Source organism: Nocardia sp. NPDC046763, assembly GCF_040645495.1.
Taxonomy (GTDB): domain Bacteria; phylum Actinomycetota; class Actinomycetes; order Mycobacteriales; family Mycobacteriaceae; genus Nocardia.
Window position 1 is genome coordinate 49,097 of sequence record NZ_JBEYYI010000026.1, and the last position, 14,351, is coordinate 63,447.

General features: G+C 67.3%; 14 protein-coding genes and 1 pseudogene. 9 read left to right on the forward strand and 6 right to left on the reverse strand.

Annotated features, from left to right (window positions below):
* The first annotated feature begins 1 nt into the window (after position 1).
* Together ABZ909_RS32750 and ABZ909_RS32755 are read left to right on the forward strand one after the other, a co-directional pair.
* Positions 2–1,123, forward strand: a complete 1,122-nt coding sequence (locus ABZ909_RS32750; RefSeq protein ID WP_357007429.1) for an aldo/keto reductase — start codon at positions 2–4, stop codon at positions 1,121–1,123.
* A 41-nt stretch (positions 1,124–1,164) separates the two neighbouring features.
* Positions 1,165–1,839 carry a methyltransferase domain-containing protein gene (locus ABZ909_RS32755; protein WP_357007431.1) on the forward strand — a complete coding sequence of 225 codons (675 nt, stop codon included), beginning with the start codon at positions 1,165–1,167 and terminating at the stop codon, positions 1,837–1,839.
* Positions 1,840–1,924: 85 nt separating this feature from the next.
* On the opposite strand, the gene ABZ909_RS32760 is transcribed toward ABZ909_RS32755, so the two are convergent.
* Entirely contained in the window at positions 1,925–2,746 is an 822-nt protein-coding gene (locus ABZ909_RS32760; protein ID WP_357007434.1) for a class I SAM-dependent methyltransferase, read from the reverse strand.
* 155 nt (positions 2,747–2,901) lie between these two features.
* Here ABZ909_RS32760 and ABZ909_RS32765 point away from each other — a divergent pair, with 155 nt between their 5' ends.
* On the forward strand, positions 2,902–3,879 hold the full coding sequence (locus ABZ909_RS32765; protein ID WP_357007436.1) for a permease: 978 nt from the start codon (positions 2,902–2,904) through the stop codon (positions 3,877–3,879).
* Positions 3,880–4,137: 258 nt separating this feature from the next.
* Here the strand turns inward: ABZ909_RS32765 and ABZ909_RS32770 are convergent.
* Positions 4,138–5,051, reverse strand: a pseudogene (locus tag ABZ909_RS32770) (IS982 family transposase).
* Between the two features lie 501 nt (positions 5,052–5,552).
* Here ABZ909_RS32770 and ABZ909_RS32775 point away from each other — a divergent pair.
* The 3 genes from ABZ909_RS32775 to ABZ909_RS32785 all read left to right on the forward strand — a co-directional run bounded on the left by ABZ909_RS32775 (position 5,553) and on the right by ABZ909_RS32785 (position 7,803).
* Complete coding sequence (locus tag ABZ909_RS32775; RefSeq protein WP_357007438.1) at positions 5,553–5,810, forward strand: helix-turn-helix domain-containing protein; 258 nt, start codon at positions 5,553–5,555, stop codon at positions 5,808–5,810.
* Between the two features lie 437 nt (positions 5,811–6,247).
* The gene (locus ABZ909_RS32780) at positions 6,248–7,585 is read left to right on the forward strand and encodes a tyrosine-type recombinase/integrase (RefSeq protein WP_357007440.1); all 1,338 of its coding nucleotides are present in this window, start codon (positions 6,248–6,250) and stop codon (positions 7,583–7,585) included.
* 26 nt (positions 7,586–7,611) lie between these two features.
* Entirely contained in the window at positions 7,612–7,803 is a 192-nt protein-coding gene (locus ABZ909_RS32785) for a DUF2784 family protein (RefSeq protein ID WP_357007614.1), read from the forward strand.
* Here the strand turns inward: ABZ909_RS32785 and ABZ909_RS32790 are convergent.
* From ABZ909_RS32790 to ABZ909_RS32800, 3 genes are read right to left on the reverse strand one after another with little or no spacing between them, the layout of a single operon-like run.
* Positions 7,787–8,539, reverse strand: a complete 753-nt coding sequence (locus ABZ909_RS32790; protein WP_357007441.1) for a hypothetical protein — start codon at positions 8,537–8,539, stop codon at positions 7,787–7,789. The two genes, ABZ909_RS32785 and ABZ909_RS32790, sit on opposite strands and share 17 nt — an antisense overlap.
* Positions 8,536–9,363 carry an ABC transporter ATP-binding protein gene (locus ABZ909_RS32795; RefSeq protein ID WP_357007443.1) on the reverse strand — a complete coding sequence of 276 codons (828 nt, stop codon included), beginning with the start codon at positions 9,361–9,363 and terminating at the stop codon, positions 8,536–8,538. Before ABZ909_RS32795 ends, ABZ909_RS32790 begins: the two co-directional genes overlap by 4 nt.
* A complete protein-coding gene (locus ABZ909_RS32800) occupies positions 9,356–9,559 on the reverse strand; it encodes a PLDc N-terminal domain-containing protein (protein ID WP_357007446.1) in 204 nt (67 codons plus the stop codon). Before ABZ909_RS32800 ends, ABZ909_RS32795 begins: the two co-directional genes overlap by 8 nt.
* Positions 9,560–9,649: 90 nt before the next feature.
* Here ABZ909_RS32800 and ABZ909_RS32805 point away from each other — a divergent pair, with 90 nt between their 5' ends.
* The gene (locus tag ABZ909_RS32805; RefSeq protein WP_357007448.1) at positions 9,650–10,210 is read left to right on the forward strand and encodes a helix-turn-helix domain-containing protein; all 561 of its coding nucleotides are present in this window, start codon (positions 9,650–9,652) and stop codon (positions 10,208–10,210) included.
* A gap of 175 nt (positions 10,211–10,385) precedes the next feature.
* On the opposite strand, the gene ABZ909_RS32810 is transcribed toward ABZ909_RS32805, so the two are convergent.
* Positions 10,386–11,174 (reverse strand): alpha/beta fold hydrolase, encoded by a 789-nt coding sequence (locus tag ABZ909_RS32810; RefSeq protein WP_357007450.1) that lies wholly within the window; start codon positions 11,172–11,174, stop codon positions 10,386–10,388.
* 65 nt (positions 11,175–11,239) lie between these two features.
* On the opposite strand from ABZ909_RS32810, the gene ABZ909_RS32815 reads away from it, so the two are divergent.
* On the forward strand, positions 11,240–12,610 hold the full coding sequence (locus ABZ909_RS32815) for a CoA transferase (RefSeq protein WP_357007453.1): 1,371 nt from the start codon (positions 11,240–11,242) through the stop codon (positions 12,608–12,610).
* 190 nt (positions 12,611–12,800) lie between these two features.
* Positions 12,801–14,348 carry an MFS transporter gene (locus ABZ909_RS32820; RefSeq protein ID WP_357007456.1) on the forward strand — a complete coding sequence of 516 codons (1,548 nt, stop codon included), beginning with the start codon at positions 12,801–12,803 and terminating at the stop codon, positions 14,346–14,348.
* Positions 14,349–14,351 lie beyond the last annotated feature (3 nt).

Consider the following 14,351-nt stretch of genomic DNA (forward strand, 5'->3'; position numbering starts at 1 on the left):
GATGAGCGACCAGGCGCGGACCGCCGCCCGATCCGCGGTCCCGCACCGCCGCACGCTCGACCTCGACAGCTACCGGCTGCTGGGCCGATCCGGGCTGCGTGTATCCCCAATGGCACTGGGCACCATGACCTTCGGCAACAACTGGGGCTGGGGCACCGACAAGCCGGAGGCGCGGCGCATCTTCGACGCCTACGTCTCGCGCGGCGGGAACTTCATCGACACCGCCAACCAGTACGCGGGCGGCACCGCCGAGGAATGGCTCGGCGAGTTCGCCGCCACCGACCGCGAATCACTGGTGCTGGCAACGAAATACACGATGCTGCGACGTCCTGCCGACCCGAACTCCGGCGGCAATCACCGCAAGAGCATGGTGGCCTCGGTCGAGTCGAGCCTGCGCCGACTGCGCACCGACTACCTGGACCTGCTGCATCTGCACATGTGGGACGGTCTGACGCCGGTGGACGAAATCCTGCGTGCCATGGACGATCTCGTGCGCGCGGGCAAGGTGCTGTACCTGGGAATCTCCAATACCCCGGCCTGGCAGATCGCCCGCATGCAAACCATCGCCGACCTGCGCGGCTGGTCGCCGCTCATCGCGCTGCAGCTGGAATACCATCTCGCCGAACGCAGCACCGAACACGACATGCTCCCCATGGCCGACACGCTTGGGCTCGGCGTCATCGGCTGGTCGCCGCTCGCGGGCGGCGTGCTCACCGGCAAGTACACCCGTTCCGATCTGCCCGAAATCGGCCGCACGCCGACTCTCGGCAGTTCCCGTAGGCATCTGATCCACGCCAACGGCTCACTGACCGATCGCTCCTTGACTATTGCCGACACCGTGCGTGAAATCGCGGAACAACTCGGCTGCACCCCCGCCCAGGTCGCCCTGGCATGGATCCTCCATCAACCCGGCGTCATCACCCCCACTCTCGGAGCCCGCACCCACGCGCAGCTCACCGACAACCTCGCGGCCCTGAGTCTCGCCCTCGACGAGGACCACCTACGTCGACTCGACGGAGTCTCCGCCACCCCACCGGGCTATCCCCACAATGTCCTGGCCCGCCCCATGGCCCGCCACAGCATGTTCGGTGACATGCGGATACAGCACTGCACCAGCGCCTGACCCGCCCCTCTGAAATCCCCTCCGACAGGAAGCGCATTCCGATGTCCCTCACCGACACCTTCACCGACCGCATGCTGCGCCGCCCCCGCGGCCGCCTCGCACGCCTCATGTGGAAGGACATGAAGGCCCACCACGGCATCTTCGGCGATACCCTCGCCACCCTCGCCCTCTCCCCCGACGACCGGCTGCTCGAAATCGGCTGCGGCGGCGGAACCTTCGCCGCCCGAGCCCTCACCACCGGCTGCCGCGTCACCGCCGTCGATCACAGCGCCGACATGGTGGCGCTCACCGAGGCCGCCAACCCCGAAGCCCTGCGCGAGGGCCGCCTGCAAGTCCTCGAAGCCGACGCCGCGGCCTTACCGCTGCCCGACGGGCATTTCAGCTGCGCCACAACAATGAACACACTCTTCTTCACCGACGCCGCGACAGTGCTCGCCGAGTTGCGGCGAGTCCTGGAACCAGGCGGGCGGCTCGTCATCCACACCGTCGCACCCCACCCGCCGAACAAGACCATGCCCGGCCCGGTCGCACGCCGCCTGCGGTTCCACACCGACGACGAGCTGCGCGCGCTGCTCGAGTCCGCCGGATTCCAGGAGGTTCGAGTCAGTCGCATCGACGGCGTCTTCCAACTCGCCAGCGCAGTCCGCGTCGCAGGTTCCTCCACCATCACCAGCAGCGAAGCGGCGAAACACGTTCGAGACGACTCACACGCCTAGCATCCAACCGCCTACCGCGGTTTTCCCGCTGTCGGCGATGACGACGCCGGAACAGGAAAGCCAGCCGGGCTTCGGAGGCCGGATCTCAGGCGCGGTAGTGGTTGAGCTTGTAACCCCCGAACCGCTGACGGAACACCAAGCTCACCACCCGCAGCACGGTACGGCGGGCCACCGGCACCCTGTCGCGCAAGCGTGCCGGGATCCGGGACAGATCGCCTGATTCCAGCAGTCGCAGCCCGATCCCCCAGCCCTCGACCTCCGCCGGATCATCACAGGCCCAACGCATCCGGGCCGTCACCTGCTTCATGGCGTCGTGACCATCCTGGTGATCGATCATCCAGCGGCCCGCGGTGTCCATCGCCAGATCGGCACCCGGGAAGTTCTCGGCAATGAGGGTCACAGCGCACCGCACCTGCGGCTGTTCGAGGTAGACGAGCACACCCTCGGAGATGAAAAAGTACGGCGCCGGAAGGGTTTTCACCACCGCGACCCAGGACTCGTCGAGCACCGAGGCCGCGACCATGCGCCGCCGCTCCGATTCGACGAAGAACTGCGCGCGCACGGCCATGGCGTCGGGCAGGTCCAGGTCCACCCAGTGCACGCGGCCATTGTCGACCCGCTCGAAACGGGTGTTGAGACCCGCGCCGATCTCGACAACAGTGCCGCCGGGATGCCGCTCCAGGAAATCCTGCACCCACGCATCGATGATGCTGGTGCGCAACACCGTTCCCGACAGACTGCGCCCGCCGTCGAACCGGGCGAAGTCGTAGTCGATGGCCTCGACCATCTCCACAGCCTTCCGATCCCGCAGGATCGGTCTCGGCTTGACGGTCTCCACCGCCCGCCCGTAGAGCGGAATGAGCAATGTCTCCTGGACTTCGCCCAACTGTGTGGCATCGATGGCCATGACCACCCCTTATTGGAAGGCATTTTCAGTAATTTCAATAAGGATAGCCTCAGTCCAACGCTGACGCATCGAACTGCTCGCCGGTGATCTGCCGGGACATCTCCGGTCCGTCCCGTCAGGATGTGGGGGTGTTGGCGCAGAGCACTCTGAACTCGATGCGTGCCCGCGTGTCCTCGACCTATGTTCTTGCCGCGCTCGTCGTTCTCGGCGTGGCGCTGAATGGGCCGCTGGTGCGCGCGGTGGGGTCGTCGGCGCGGTTGCAGACCGCGGTCACCATCTTCTCCGGCGTGTTCGTCCAAGCGGTGCCGTTTCTGGCGCTGGGGGTGACGGTCAGCGGGGTGATCGCGGCCTTCGTATCCCCGGCCCTGTTGCGAAAGGTGCTGCCGCGCGACGAGATCGCCGCCATCGGCGTCGCCGGGATCGCGGGCATGGCCCTGCCCGGGTGCGAATGCGGCGTCGTGCCGGTCGCACGCCGGCTGACCGAGCAGGGCGCGCCGGGATCGGTCGCGCTGGCATTCATGCTGTCCGCGCCCGCCATCAACCCGGTGGTGCTGATCGCGACCGCGGTGGCGTTCCCCGGCGAGCCGGGAATGGTGGTGGCGCGCTTCACCGGTTCGCTCGCCACCGCCTGCACCGTGGGGCTCCTGTGGTCACGGATCGGACGCCCGGCATGGCTGCTGCCACGCACCGCGCGCCACGAGCAGCGCGTGACCGGGCGCAGCCGGTGGGAGGTCTTCACCGAGACCGCACGGCACGATCTGTTGCAGGCCAGTGCCTTTCTGGTGCTCGGCGCGGCCGCAGCCGCCGCACTGCACGTGTTGGTGCCGCCGTCCTGGTACGCGCACCTGTCCGGGAAAATGGCGGCGGCCATCCTGGTCATGGCGGTGCTGGCGATCGTGCTCGCACTGTGCTCGGAGGCCGACGCCTTCGTCGCGTCGAGCATGTCCGCGCTGCCGCTGCTGCCCCGGCTGGTGTTCCTGGTGGTCGGCCCGGCCGTCGATGTGAAACTCTTCGCCATGCAGGCGGGCGCGTTCGGGCGGCAGTTCGCGATTCGCTTCGCGCCGTTGACCTTCGCGGTGGCGCTGGTATGCGGGAGCATTACCGGATTCGTCTGCCTGGGAGGGGCGCGATGAAGCGGGAAACCCAGAACCTGCTGTTGCTGCTCATCGGTATCGCGGTCCTGTGGATCACGCTCGACGGCACCTACCTGCGCTACGTCAAACCCGGCCTGCATCCGTATCTGCTGATCAGCAGCATCGGATTCATCGCGCTCGGGGTGGTCGCGATCGCCCGGGACATCCAACACGGCAACTCCATTCGACGTTCGCTGCGCGCCCTGCCGTACCCCAGTTCGATGACCTTCCAAGAGGTGGGGCCGGCCGCCTCACCCTTCAATGGTCGTAGGCGGTCAGTGATCGGTGGGTCGATGCGCCGGTGTGGTCGTTGTGCCAGATCGCGGCGGTCAGCGCCAGGATGCGTTGCAGCACACGGACGATGACCCCGGCCAGGGTGCGCCCGCCGTGACGTTCCAGGTCGAGTTGGGCTTTGGAGGTCTGGTTGATCGACTCGATGGTTTGGCGTAACGGCCTGAACAGGGCGGCACCCGCGCGTGCGGGTTCGCCCTTGCGTGCCGGGCGCAGTAGCCGCAGCCCGGCCGCGGCGAGTTCGGTTTCGAACCCGGCACCGAAGTAGTTCTTGTCGCCGATCAGGGTCTGCCCCGGCCGGTCGGTCACCAGGGCCGGGTCCGCGGCCAGGATGCCCAGCAGGGTCTCGCGTTCGTCGGCTTTCGCGCCGGTCAGCGCGAATCCGATCGGCAGGCCGCCCAGGGTGGCGACCAGATGTAGCCGCAACCCCCAGAAATAGCGCGAATGCGAAGCGCAGTACCCGTATTCGGCCCACCCCGCCAGGTCGGATCGTTTCACGGTCTCGCGGGAGCATCCGCATCCGACCGGGGTGGAGTCCACGACCCACACGTCATCGGTTCACAGGCTCGTGTCGGTGGCCAGGGCACGGGTCACCACGAGGATCATGGTGGCGGCGTGGCGCAGCCGCTTGTTGTAGCCGGGCTGTTGGGGCAGGTAGCGGAACAGGTGCCGCAGATCTTGCGGGCATACCGGAGCCAGCGGGCCTCGGAGGTGTAACCGAGCAGCGCCTGCATCACTGCCAAGGTCACCAACTCGGCGTCGGTCAGCCGGGGAGCGAACCCGACCACTGGGCGTGGCGGTGCCAGGTCCGGGCGAAGCCTCAACAGATCGTCGGTGCTGACGTAGAGTGCGGTGGCGGGGGTGTCGAGATCATTGCTCACAACCTTGACCTACGGCACTCTCGCCCAATTCTCGCCGCAATCAGCGGAATTCATTGTCCAGCAAGATCTTTCACCACCTTACAGCGGCAGGCGTCCACCGGTCGTGTCATCGCCGCGAGTGTGGCGCGCGGCTACGCCGCGCACCACACCCCTTGGAATCAATCATCTAGTCCACGAACGACCACAGTAGCCGCCCGGGAAACTGGCCAATTCTCCTTGTCGCACTGCTGATTCGAACGAGCTCGAACTCGTGGGCACCCTGACTCGATGCTGCGACTCCGTTCAGAAAGGTGAAGGTCGCCGGGTGAGCTGCCTGGGGCCAGCCCGCGAACGCGACTGATGTGAGCACCGCATGGCAACGCAGGGCGACTTCGCGAATTCCGCTGCGCGACCCCCAATTCCCGTCGGCGGCGGAACAGGTCAAAGGTCGCTTACGAGCAGGACGGTATCCTGAAGGTCGCGAGGGACTGACCGGGCAACAAGCCTGTCAGGAGCCTTCTTATGTCCAGACAACCTCGTATTCAACGAGATGCCATTGACTCGGGTATTGAACAAGCGTTGCGACTACTACTGGTCGAGCCAACGATATCGATACCTGACGCGGCCAGACTCCTCGGGATCGGACGTTCCACAGTCTATGCCGCCGTCAAATCGGGTGAGCTACCCGCTATTCGGGTCGGCCACCGAGTGCGCATCCCGTCCAGATGGATTCGCGAGGCGCTACGTGTCGATGACGAGCCGGACATCAGCACACGGTAGAGCTTCCTCGACTGGCCGACGCTGCAATCCGGCAACCGCCGCCGCGGTCTTGTACCACGCAGTGCAGATCCTGCGTCTAGACGCCGGGAAGATCTCACTTCCTCTCGGTCGAACGGAAATCCCGCAGCCTCATATCTGTCCCCAGGAACGGACTGCGAGGCGAAACGCGGGTGCGTGATCTTGCGTGTTCGGTGCACCCGCACTTCTACCCCTTTTGCACATCGTCGATGCCTCTGTGCTCCGAAATGCCTGCACCCAAACGCAATTCGCCGACTCCGGCTCTTAATTCGCATGGTAGCCATGCCTGAGTCGTCACCGCCCACCGACCCCGCAATCAACCCGCACAGAGGAGGCCCAGTATGGCCGGCACCCAACCGCCGACCAGAAGAAAACGCCGGGCCGAGCCGATCAACAAGCACATCGCGAAGAACGGCACGGTGACCTACCGGTTCCAGGTCGACATCGGAACAAAACCTGACGGTACTCGCAACCGACAGCAGTCCACCTATCGAACCTTGGCCGAGGCACGGCTCGAATATCGTCGGATCACAACAGAAGTCGCACGTGGAACCTACGCCACGCTCACCGAGATCACCGTCGACGAAGCGTGTGACCAGTGGCTGGCCGATCGCCGCAGGATCCGGCGGAACTCACTGGAGCGCTGCCGCCAAGACCTGAAGGCGGTGCGCCGCCGCCTGGGCACCAAGAAGCTGGCGCAACTCACTAAGAAGGACGGGGATGCTCTCGTGGAGTGGATGCTGACCGAGGGAAGGCGCTCCCCCAGGCAGCCTCGGCCCGACAGCCTGGCGTCGCGGGTCGCAGCGGTGATCGCGCGCCACCCGGAAGGCATCTCGACCGCGGAACTCAAGGCCGAGTTCGGCCGGGACGTCCATCACTGCCTAGCTGGCCTGGTCCGGGCGGGCCGGGTGACCCGCCCTCGACGGGCTGTCTACGTCCTGGCTCCACCGCCGGTCACCGCTGTGGCGCCTCGGGGCGTCAAGCCGGTCACGGTCCGCTCGACGCTGACCACCTTCAGCATGGTGGTCCAGTCCTATGTCGATCAGGGTGCATTGCCGCGCAACGTCATTGCGCTGGTGGACCGGCCGCCTGACGACATCACCGACAACGATGACGACGAAACGAACGCGAAGTCCTGGACCATGGGCGAGGTCGAAGTCTTCCGGGCCGCGATCGCCGGCGAGCGCCTGGCCGCGTGCTGGCTGATGTCGTGTTACGGGATGCGCCGCTCGGAAGTGCTGGGCGTGCGGTGGCACCGGTTCGATGCCACCGCGCTGCGGGTGCGCCGGGGGCGGGTCGCCATCGGCAGAGAGACCGAGGAGAACCTCCCCAAGTCTCGCCGCAGCCGTCGTGATCTTCCGCCGCCAGCGGATCTAGAGGCCGCGCTGCGCGTGTTGAAGACCCGGCAGAAAGCGGAGTGCCTGGCAATGGGTGAATCCTGGTCCGACGATCGGCTGATCGCGGTGCACGAGAACGGGAACCCGGTACGGCCCGACTGGTATTCCGCCGAGTTTCAGCGAATTCGCAAGCGCACCGGATTGCGCCGAATCCCGTTGAAGGGGCTGCGGAACACGTCGGTGTCGCTGATGCTCGCCTCGGGTGTCCCGGTGCACATCGTCGCGGCGTGGCACGGCCACGATCCGGCCATGTCGCTGAGCATCTACTCCGACGCGCATCCTCGCGATTTGAAGGCGGCCGGAGCCGCTCTCTTCGGACCAAAAGGTGGAAGCAGACCACGGCCAATTGGCAAGCTCTAGGCAAGCGGGAGCGCCCGCGCTCGCCCCTGAAGCCGCGAAATCGCTCCCGACCAGGCACGATCGACTGGAAGAAGTTCATCGACTACTACATCACCGGCGTGCTCTATCCCCGCAGCGCCCTGGAGGAGGTGCGGGTGCTCGTGGTGATCTGTGTCGTCGTGTCGTGGGTGGGTCTGTATCTGCTCTCGCGGCACCGGACCGCTACGCAGCGGTCTTGATCGCGCGAATCGGTGTGGTCAGGGCGGCCGTCAGGGCGAGTGCCGTCGCGATCAGCAGGGCCGGCAGCGATTTCGTCGCGTCGGCCGGGGACCAGTTCACGGCCGCGATGGCCGGTTGCAGGGCGGTGGTGGGCAGATAGGGCTGCACCGATGGCACGGCCGACACCAGCAGGCAGCCCACGTAGACCACGGCGGTGACCCCGGCGGCGATGCCCGCCGAGCCGAACCGCGCTGCCAGGGCTGCGGCGAACACCGCGAACGACACCATCGCGAGGGCTTGCACCGCAAGCGAACCCACGGCCGGACCCAGCGGGTAGGCCCCGAACAGCGCCCAGCACTCGTACAGCGCGACCGCGGCCCCGATCGAGGCGGCCACGGTGATCACGGCCGCGGCGACCAGGATCCGGGGCAGATACAGCCGTACCGGAGAGACCTCGCGGCTGAAGTAGTAGATCCCGATCGGATCGGTATTGCGGAGGGCGCATGCCTGCGCGGCCAGGATCATGGCCACCGCCGCGACCAGCAGTCCGGCGTTCTTCACATACTGTTGCAACCCGTCTCGCCAGTCGGGCACGCGCAGCAACTGAATCTCCGATGAGTGCCCGATCAGGTCCGGCAGGTACTTCGCCCCGAGCAGCGATACGAATCCGAACAGGACGAAGGCGGCCACCAGGGCGACCAGTCGCCGCGTGCGCAGCCACCGGTACCACTCGACCCGGAATACGGCGCGGTTCATGGCTTCTCCCCGATGGCGGCGAAGAACGCGTCGGTCAAGGTCGGACGGGTGATGTGGATGTCGTCGAGTCGCCCGCTGTTTGCGGACGCATTCGCCAGGGCCGGGCCCCACTGCGGCTGCTCGGCCTCGATGATCCGGCCGTCGGTCATGACGATCCGAAGGGTCGGCGCGGCGGTGTGTTCATCAAGGAACTCCGCTGTCTCCCCAGCGAAGACGGCCCGCCCGCGGTGCAGGACCAGCAGCCGGTCGGCGAGATCCTCGACATCGGCGAGCAGGTGGCTGGAGAACACGACCGTCATCCGATCGCCCAGGTCCCGGATCAGCCCCAGCACGGCGGCGCGGCCTTCGGGATCCAGTGCGCTGGTGGGTTCGTCGAGGATGAGTACCTCGGGCTCGCGCACCAGCGCCGCGGCAATTCCCAAGCGCTGCAACATGCCCCGGGAGAACCCTCCGGCGCGCCGGTGGGCGTGCCGTTCCAGGTCGACGGCCGCGAGCGCCGCCTCGGCGGACCATGTGCCGGCGCCGCGGACAGGTCCGATGGCCGTGGATTGTTCGAGGACCTCCCGTGCGGACAGCCAGGGCTCGAAACCCGGTGTGTCCGGGCAGTATCCGAGGGCATCCAGTCCGATCGGCACCCGTACGGCGCCGCCGGTCACCGGTTGCAGACCCAGCACGGTGCGGATCAAGGTGGTCTTGCCCGCGCCGTTGAGTCCGATCAGCCCCACGACCCCGGGACCGTCCACGGTCCAGCTCACGGTGTCCAGGGCGAGGAAGTCGCCGAAGCGCACCGATACATCGGTGACCTCGAGGTGGGGCTCAGCCACGGACCGTGTCACCGTCCCGGCCGACGATCAGGTAGATGATCCCGCCCAGCGGAATGCTGATCAGGCAAATGATCGCCCACGCCCATTTCGGCAGGTATTTCACCCGCGTGCGGGACAGGTCGTACCAGCAGAAGCCGATGAAGCCGAGCCCCACCACGATCAGGGGCACCAGTGCGGCTACCGGAATGTTGGACACCGCGATTCCTCTCCTCAGCGCGAGCGCATGATTGCTACCAGATATGCGAACATTATCAATATCGATAGCAATGATGCTAGTGTCGAGACCGTGGAATCCGTCGAACTCCTGTTGCACCCGGTTCGGCTGCGGATCATGCAGGCATTCCTCGGCGACCGGACCCTGACCACGAGCGAGCTCAATGCCGAACTCGACGATGTTCCGCCCGGCAGCCTCTATCGGCATGTCGCCAAGCTGGTCACCGCCGGCGTCCTCGACGTCGTCACCGAGCGTCGTGTGCGCGGCACCGTCGAGCGCACCTACCGGCTACGATTGAGCGCCGCCCAGATAACCCCCGATCAGCTCGACACCATGAGTCCCGAGGACCACCGCCGCGCCCTCATGGGCTTCGTCGCCGGGCTCATGGCCGACTTCGACCGGTACGTCGACGGCGGCGATATCGATTACCTGCGAGACGGAGTCGGCTACCGCATGGCTGGTCTCTGGCTCGACGACGCCGAATTCGCCGATTTCGTCCGCGATCTGGGCCGCGTGGTGGCCCCGCGCCTGGCCAATGCCCCCGCGCCGGGCCGGAGGCGTCGCATCCTGCGCACCATCCTGGTCCCCGACGCTCCCACCCCCGGAGGCGAAACCGCTTCGGGCCCGGCGTAATCGCGACGATGTCCTGGTCGATGAACCGATCGCCGTCGTCGCCGGGTGCCCGGCACAGCATGGAAAGCAGGTCCGTGCCCGGGTTTTCGCGGGCGGCGACAATGCGGTCGGCGTGAGAACCCCCTCCTGCTACGAAGACGCAACGGAGGAAGCTACCCGCACGAATACGGGGTGCTCAACTCGAGCGCCCCGGAACCGCGGCGGCCAGCGCGCGGGTGATCAAATCGACTATCGCGGACAGGTTTTCGGGTAGATCCAGATAGAAATGGCCACCGAGGAAGGTGGCGAGGTCGAATCCGGCGGCGGTGTAGTCGCTCCACTCCCCCGCCTGCGCGGCCGAGGTGGTCGGATCGGCGGAGCTGACCAGTGCGGTGATCGGCGCACGCAGCAGCGCACCCGGCTCGTGCCGGTAGGTCTCCACGGCGCGGTAGTCACTGCGGAGGGCCGGGAGCACCAGCTCGGCCAGACCGGGCTCGTCGCGCAGGATCCGCACCGACGCCGGATCGTTCGACAGGCGTTCGAGATCGGCGATGAGGCCCTCGTCGGGTCCGGCGTGCAGGCGTGCGGTTTCGGCGAAAGCCGGTGCGGGACGGCCGGACACGAACAGATGGGTCAGCTCGCGCCCGTCCGCCTCGACCCGGCGGGCGGCCTCGTAGGCGACGGTCGCGCCCATGCTGTGCCCGAAGATGGCCAGGCGCACGTCCCGCGGCCAGGCCAGCAGGTCGGCGGCGGCCCGGTCGGCCAGTTCGGTGAGCTCGGTTACCGGCGCGTCGCCGATGCGGTCCTGGCGGCCGGGGTACTGCACGCCGAACACCGCGGTACCCGAGTCGACGCGCTGGGCCAGCGCCCGGTAGGCGGTGACCGAACCGCCGCCGGGCGGGAAGCAGACCAGCACGGTTGCGGGGCCGGGAGCGGATTTCAGTTCGCGCAGCCAGGTGGTTCCGGTGAGTCGTTGGGCTGTCATCCGATCGAGTATGCCGTGAGATATGCCACCGTGGTCGGACCCGGCGCCGGCGATACAGTCGGATCGTGGCTACCTACGATGCGCTGGTTCGTGCGTACGAGGCCGGAATCGGCGTTCCGGGGACACCGTTGCCCACGCTCGATCCGGGTGCGAATCTGGCTGCGACGCTGCCGGTCTGGGCGCTGGCGGGCGGTGCGGTGGCGGCCTTCGCCGCGGCGGCGGACCGCTGGCGGGCCACCTGCGGCGTGACACCGCTGGGCAGCACGGTCGACCCGGCCCGGGTCGCCGCGGCCTTCTCGAGTGAGCGCCTGTTCCGGCTCCACGGCGAACCGGCGGACGGTTTCGCAGAGTTGTCGGGATTCTTCAGAGCTGCGGACGCATGGGTCCGTACACACGCCAACTATCCGCATCATCGCGCCCGGTTGCTGGCCGCTATGGAGTTGCCCGGCACGGCCGGCCGCGAGGACTTCGCCCGGCGCGCAGCGACACTGACGGCTGCGGACATCGAACAGCGGGCCGGCGAGCACGGTGCGATCGCGGTGCGGGTCCGGCCCGAGCGGGAGTGGGCCGACAGCCCGCAGGGCAAGGCCGCCGCCTCCGGCCCGCTGGTGGCCGTGGACGTGCGCGGCGATCGGGGTGGATTCGAGTGCCCCACTGCCGCATCACAATTGCTGCCGCTGCGCGGGATCCGCGTTCTCGATCTCACCCGGGTGATCGCCGGACCGGTGGCGACGCGGGCATTGGCACTGCTCGGAGCCGATGTGCTACGGATCGACCCGCCCGGGTTGCCGGAGATTGGCTGGCAGTACCTGGACACGTGTCAGGGGAAGCGCTCTACTGTAGTCGATTTGCGTACCGGACTTCCCGTTTTTCGCGAATTGATCAACAATGCAGACATAATCATCTCGGGTTACCGACCGGGCAGCTTGGAACGGCTCGGAGTGCGGCCCGGGGAAATTCGTCCGGGAATTGTGCACGGCCGAGTTTCGGCCTGGGGCGAACTCGGACCATGGGGTGATCGACGCGGTTTCGACAGCATCGTGCAGGCTGCATCGGGAATTTCGCTCATCGAAGGCACACAGGATAATTCGCGTGGCGAATCATCCGTGGGCGCCCTCCCGGCCCAGGCACTCGATCACGCCAGCGGGTACCTGCTCGCAGCGGGCGTGCTCGACGCACTGTGCGCGCTCCGTGGCGACGGCCTCGGCCGCGATGTCCGGGTTGCCCTGGCCCGCACGGCATCCTGGCTGATCACCGCGCCGGGCCGGACGCCCGCCCACGAACCCGCCGCGGCGCCCAATGCCCGGTACGCCTTCACCCACGACGCGGTGACCACAGCGGGACCCGCGCTGAGCGAGTATCCGGACCATCCGTGGCCCGCTCCGGCCCACGGTTCGAGCGCTCCCGGATGGAAAGCCCGACCGGACGGTTCGTAACGCGCGCGAATGTATACAACGTGCTGCACGCACACCCGCAAGTGCATCGGCGAATTGGGCGAATTGGCTTTGCAATACAGTGCTTTCAACACGCCGGACTTGTCCCACGTCCGGCGTTAATATTTGAGACCCTGAAACCGACATCAAAATTGTCGACCTGTATGTCGGCATGCAGATGGAGGACGTCATCGTGGACACACCTACTCCCTTGCTCCCCGCCGCCAGCGACGCCGGCGCCATCTCGGTGGGGCGACGGGAATGGGCAGGATTGGCGGTACTGGCGCTGGCCTGCCTGGTGTACTCGATGGACCTCACCGTCCTGCACCTGGCGGTCCCCCAGATCAGCGAGAAACTCCGCCCCACGAGCTCCCAATTGCTCTGGATCATCGACGTTTACGGTTTCATGGTCGCCGGTTTGCTGCTCACCATGGGCACCATCGGCGATCGCATCGGCAGACGGCGACTGCTGATGGTCGGGGCGGCCGCCTTCGCCGCGGTCTCGGTGATCGCGGCCTTCGCGCCCTCGGCGCCAGTGCTGATCGGCTGCCGGGCCCTGCTCGGCGTCGCCGGGGCCACCCTGGCGCCGTCCACACTCTCGTTGATATTCACCATGTTTCGCGATCCGGGCCAGCGCTCCATCGCGGTCGGGGTCTGGGTGGGGTCCTACTCGGTGGGCGGCTCCATCGGGCCGCTGGCGGGCGGCATCATGCTCGAGCACTTCTGGTGGGGGTCGGTGTTCCTGCTCGCGGTGCCCGTCATGGTGTTGCTGATCGTTCTCGCGCCCCGCGTGCTCCCCGAGTTCCGCGATCCCGATGCCGGACGCCTGGACCTGGTCAGTGCCGGATTGTGCACGACAGCAGTGCTCTTGGTGGTCTTCGGCATGAAGAAGGCCGCCCAGGACGGCCCCGGCGCGGCCGCGGTCTCGGCACTGGTGGCCGGCCTCGCGATCGGCGCGGTCTTCGTCCGGCGGCAGCTCAACACCAGCGAACCCATGCTTGATCTGCGGCTGTTCCGGCTGGGCAGCTTCCGCACCGCGCTCACCATCAATATGGTCGCGATCTTCGTGGCCTTCGGATACGCCCTGTTCGTGGGGCAGTATTTCCAACTGGTGCTGGGCATGTCGCCGCTGCGGGCGGGTCTCGCCACCATCCCGGCGGGCCTCGGCTTCATGATCGGCTCGCAGCTGGGCCCGCGCATCATGAAGGTGATGCGGCCCGCCTACATGATCGGCGGGGGCATGGCCATGGCCGCGTGCGGACTGCTGCTGCTCACCCGGATCACCGCGACCGGCGGCGTGGAGCTCACCATCGCGGCGTCGCTGCTGGTGTCGTTCGGGCTGGCGCCGGTTTTCGGCATCACCACCGAGCTCATCGTGGGCACCGCGCCCCCGGAGCAGGCGGGCGCGGCATCCGGGCTCTCGGAGACCGGGGCCGAATTCGGTGGCGCGCTGGGGATCTCCATTCTCGGCAGCATCAGCATCGCCATCTACCGCAACCAGCTCAACACCACCCTGCCCTACGGGGTGCAGGAGCCCGACGCCCGCGCCGCGCGCGACACACTGGGCGCGGCACTCGAAGTCGCCCGGACGATGCCGGGGAAGGTGGGCAGCGCCATGGCCGAGGCGGCCAAGCACGCCTTCCTGACCGGCATGCACCTGACCGCCGCCATCGCGGCGGGCGCGGCGCTACTGCTGGCCGTCATCGCCATGACGCGGCTGCGGCACGTGCCGCCGGGCTGAGCT

Coding starts and splice junctions, on each gene's coding strand:
- ABZ909_RS32775 (WP_357007438.1), top strand. CDS start 5,553: ATGTCCAGACAACCTCGTATTCAACGAGATGCCATTGACTCGGGTATT.
- ABZ909_RS32810 (WP_357007450.1), bottom strand. CDS start 11,174: ATGACAGCCCAACGACTCACCGGAACCACCTGGCTGCGCGAACTGAAA.
- ABZ909_RS32750 (WP_357007429.1), top strand. CDS start 2: ATGAGCGACCAGGCGCGGACCGCCGCCCGATCCGCGGTCCCGCACCGC.
- ABZ909_RS32765 (WP_357007436.1), top strand. CDS start 2,902: ATGCGTGCCCGCGTGTCCTCGACCTATGTTCTTGCCGCGCTCGTCGTT.
- ABZ909_RS32790 (WP_357007441.1), bottom strand. CDS start 8,539: ATGAACCGCGCCGTATTCCGGGTCGAGTGGTACCGGTGGCTGCGCACG.
- ABZ909_RS32755 (WP_357007431.1), top strand. CDS start 1,165: ATGTCCCTCACCGACACCTTCACCGACCGCATGCTGCGCCGCCCCCGC.
- ABZ909_RS32760 (WP_357007434.1), bottom strand. CDS start 2,746: ATGGCCATCGATGCCACACAGTTGGGCGAAGTCCAGGAGACATTGCTC.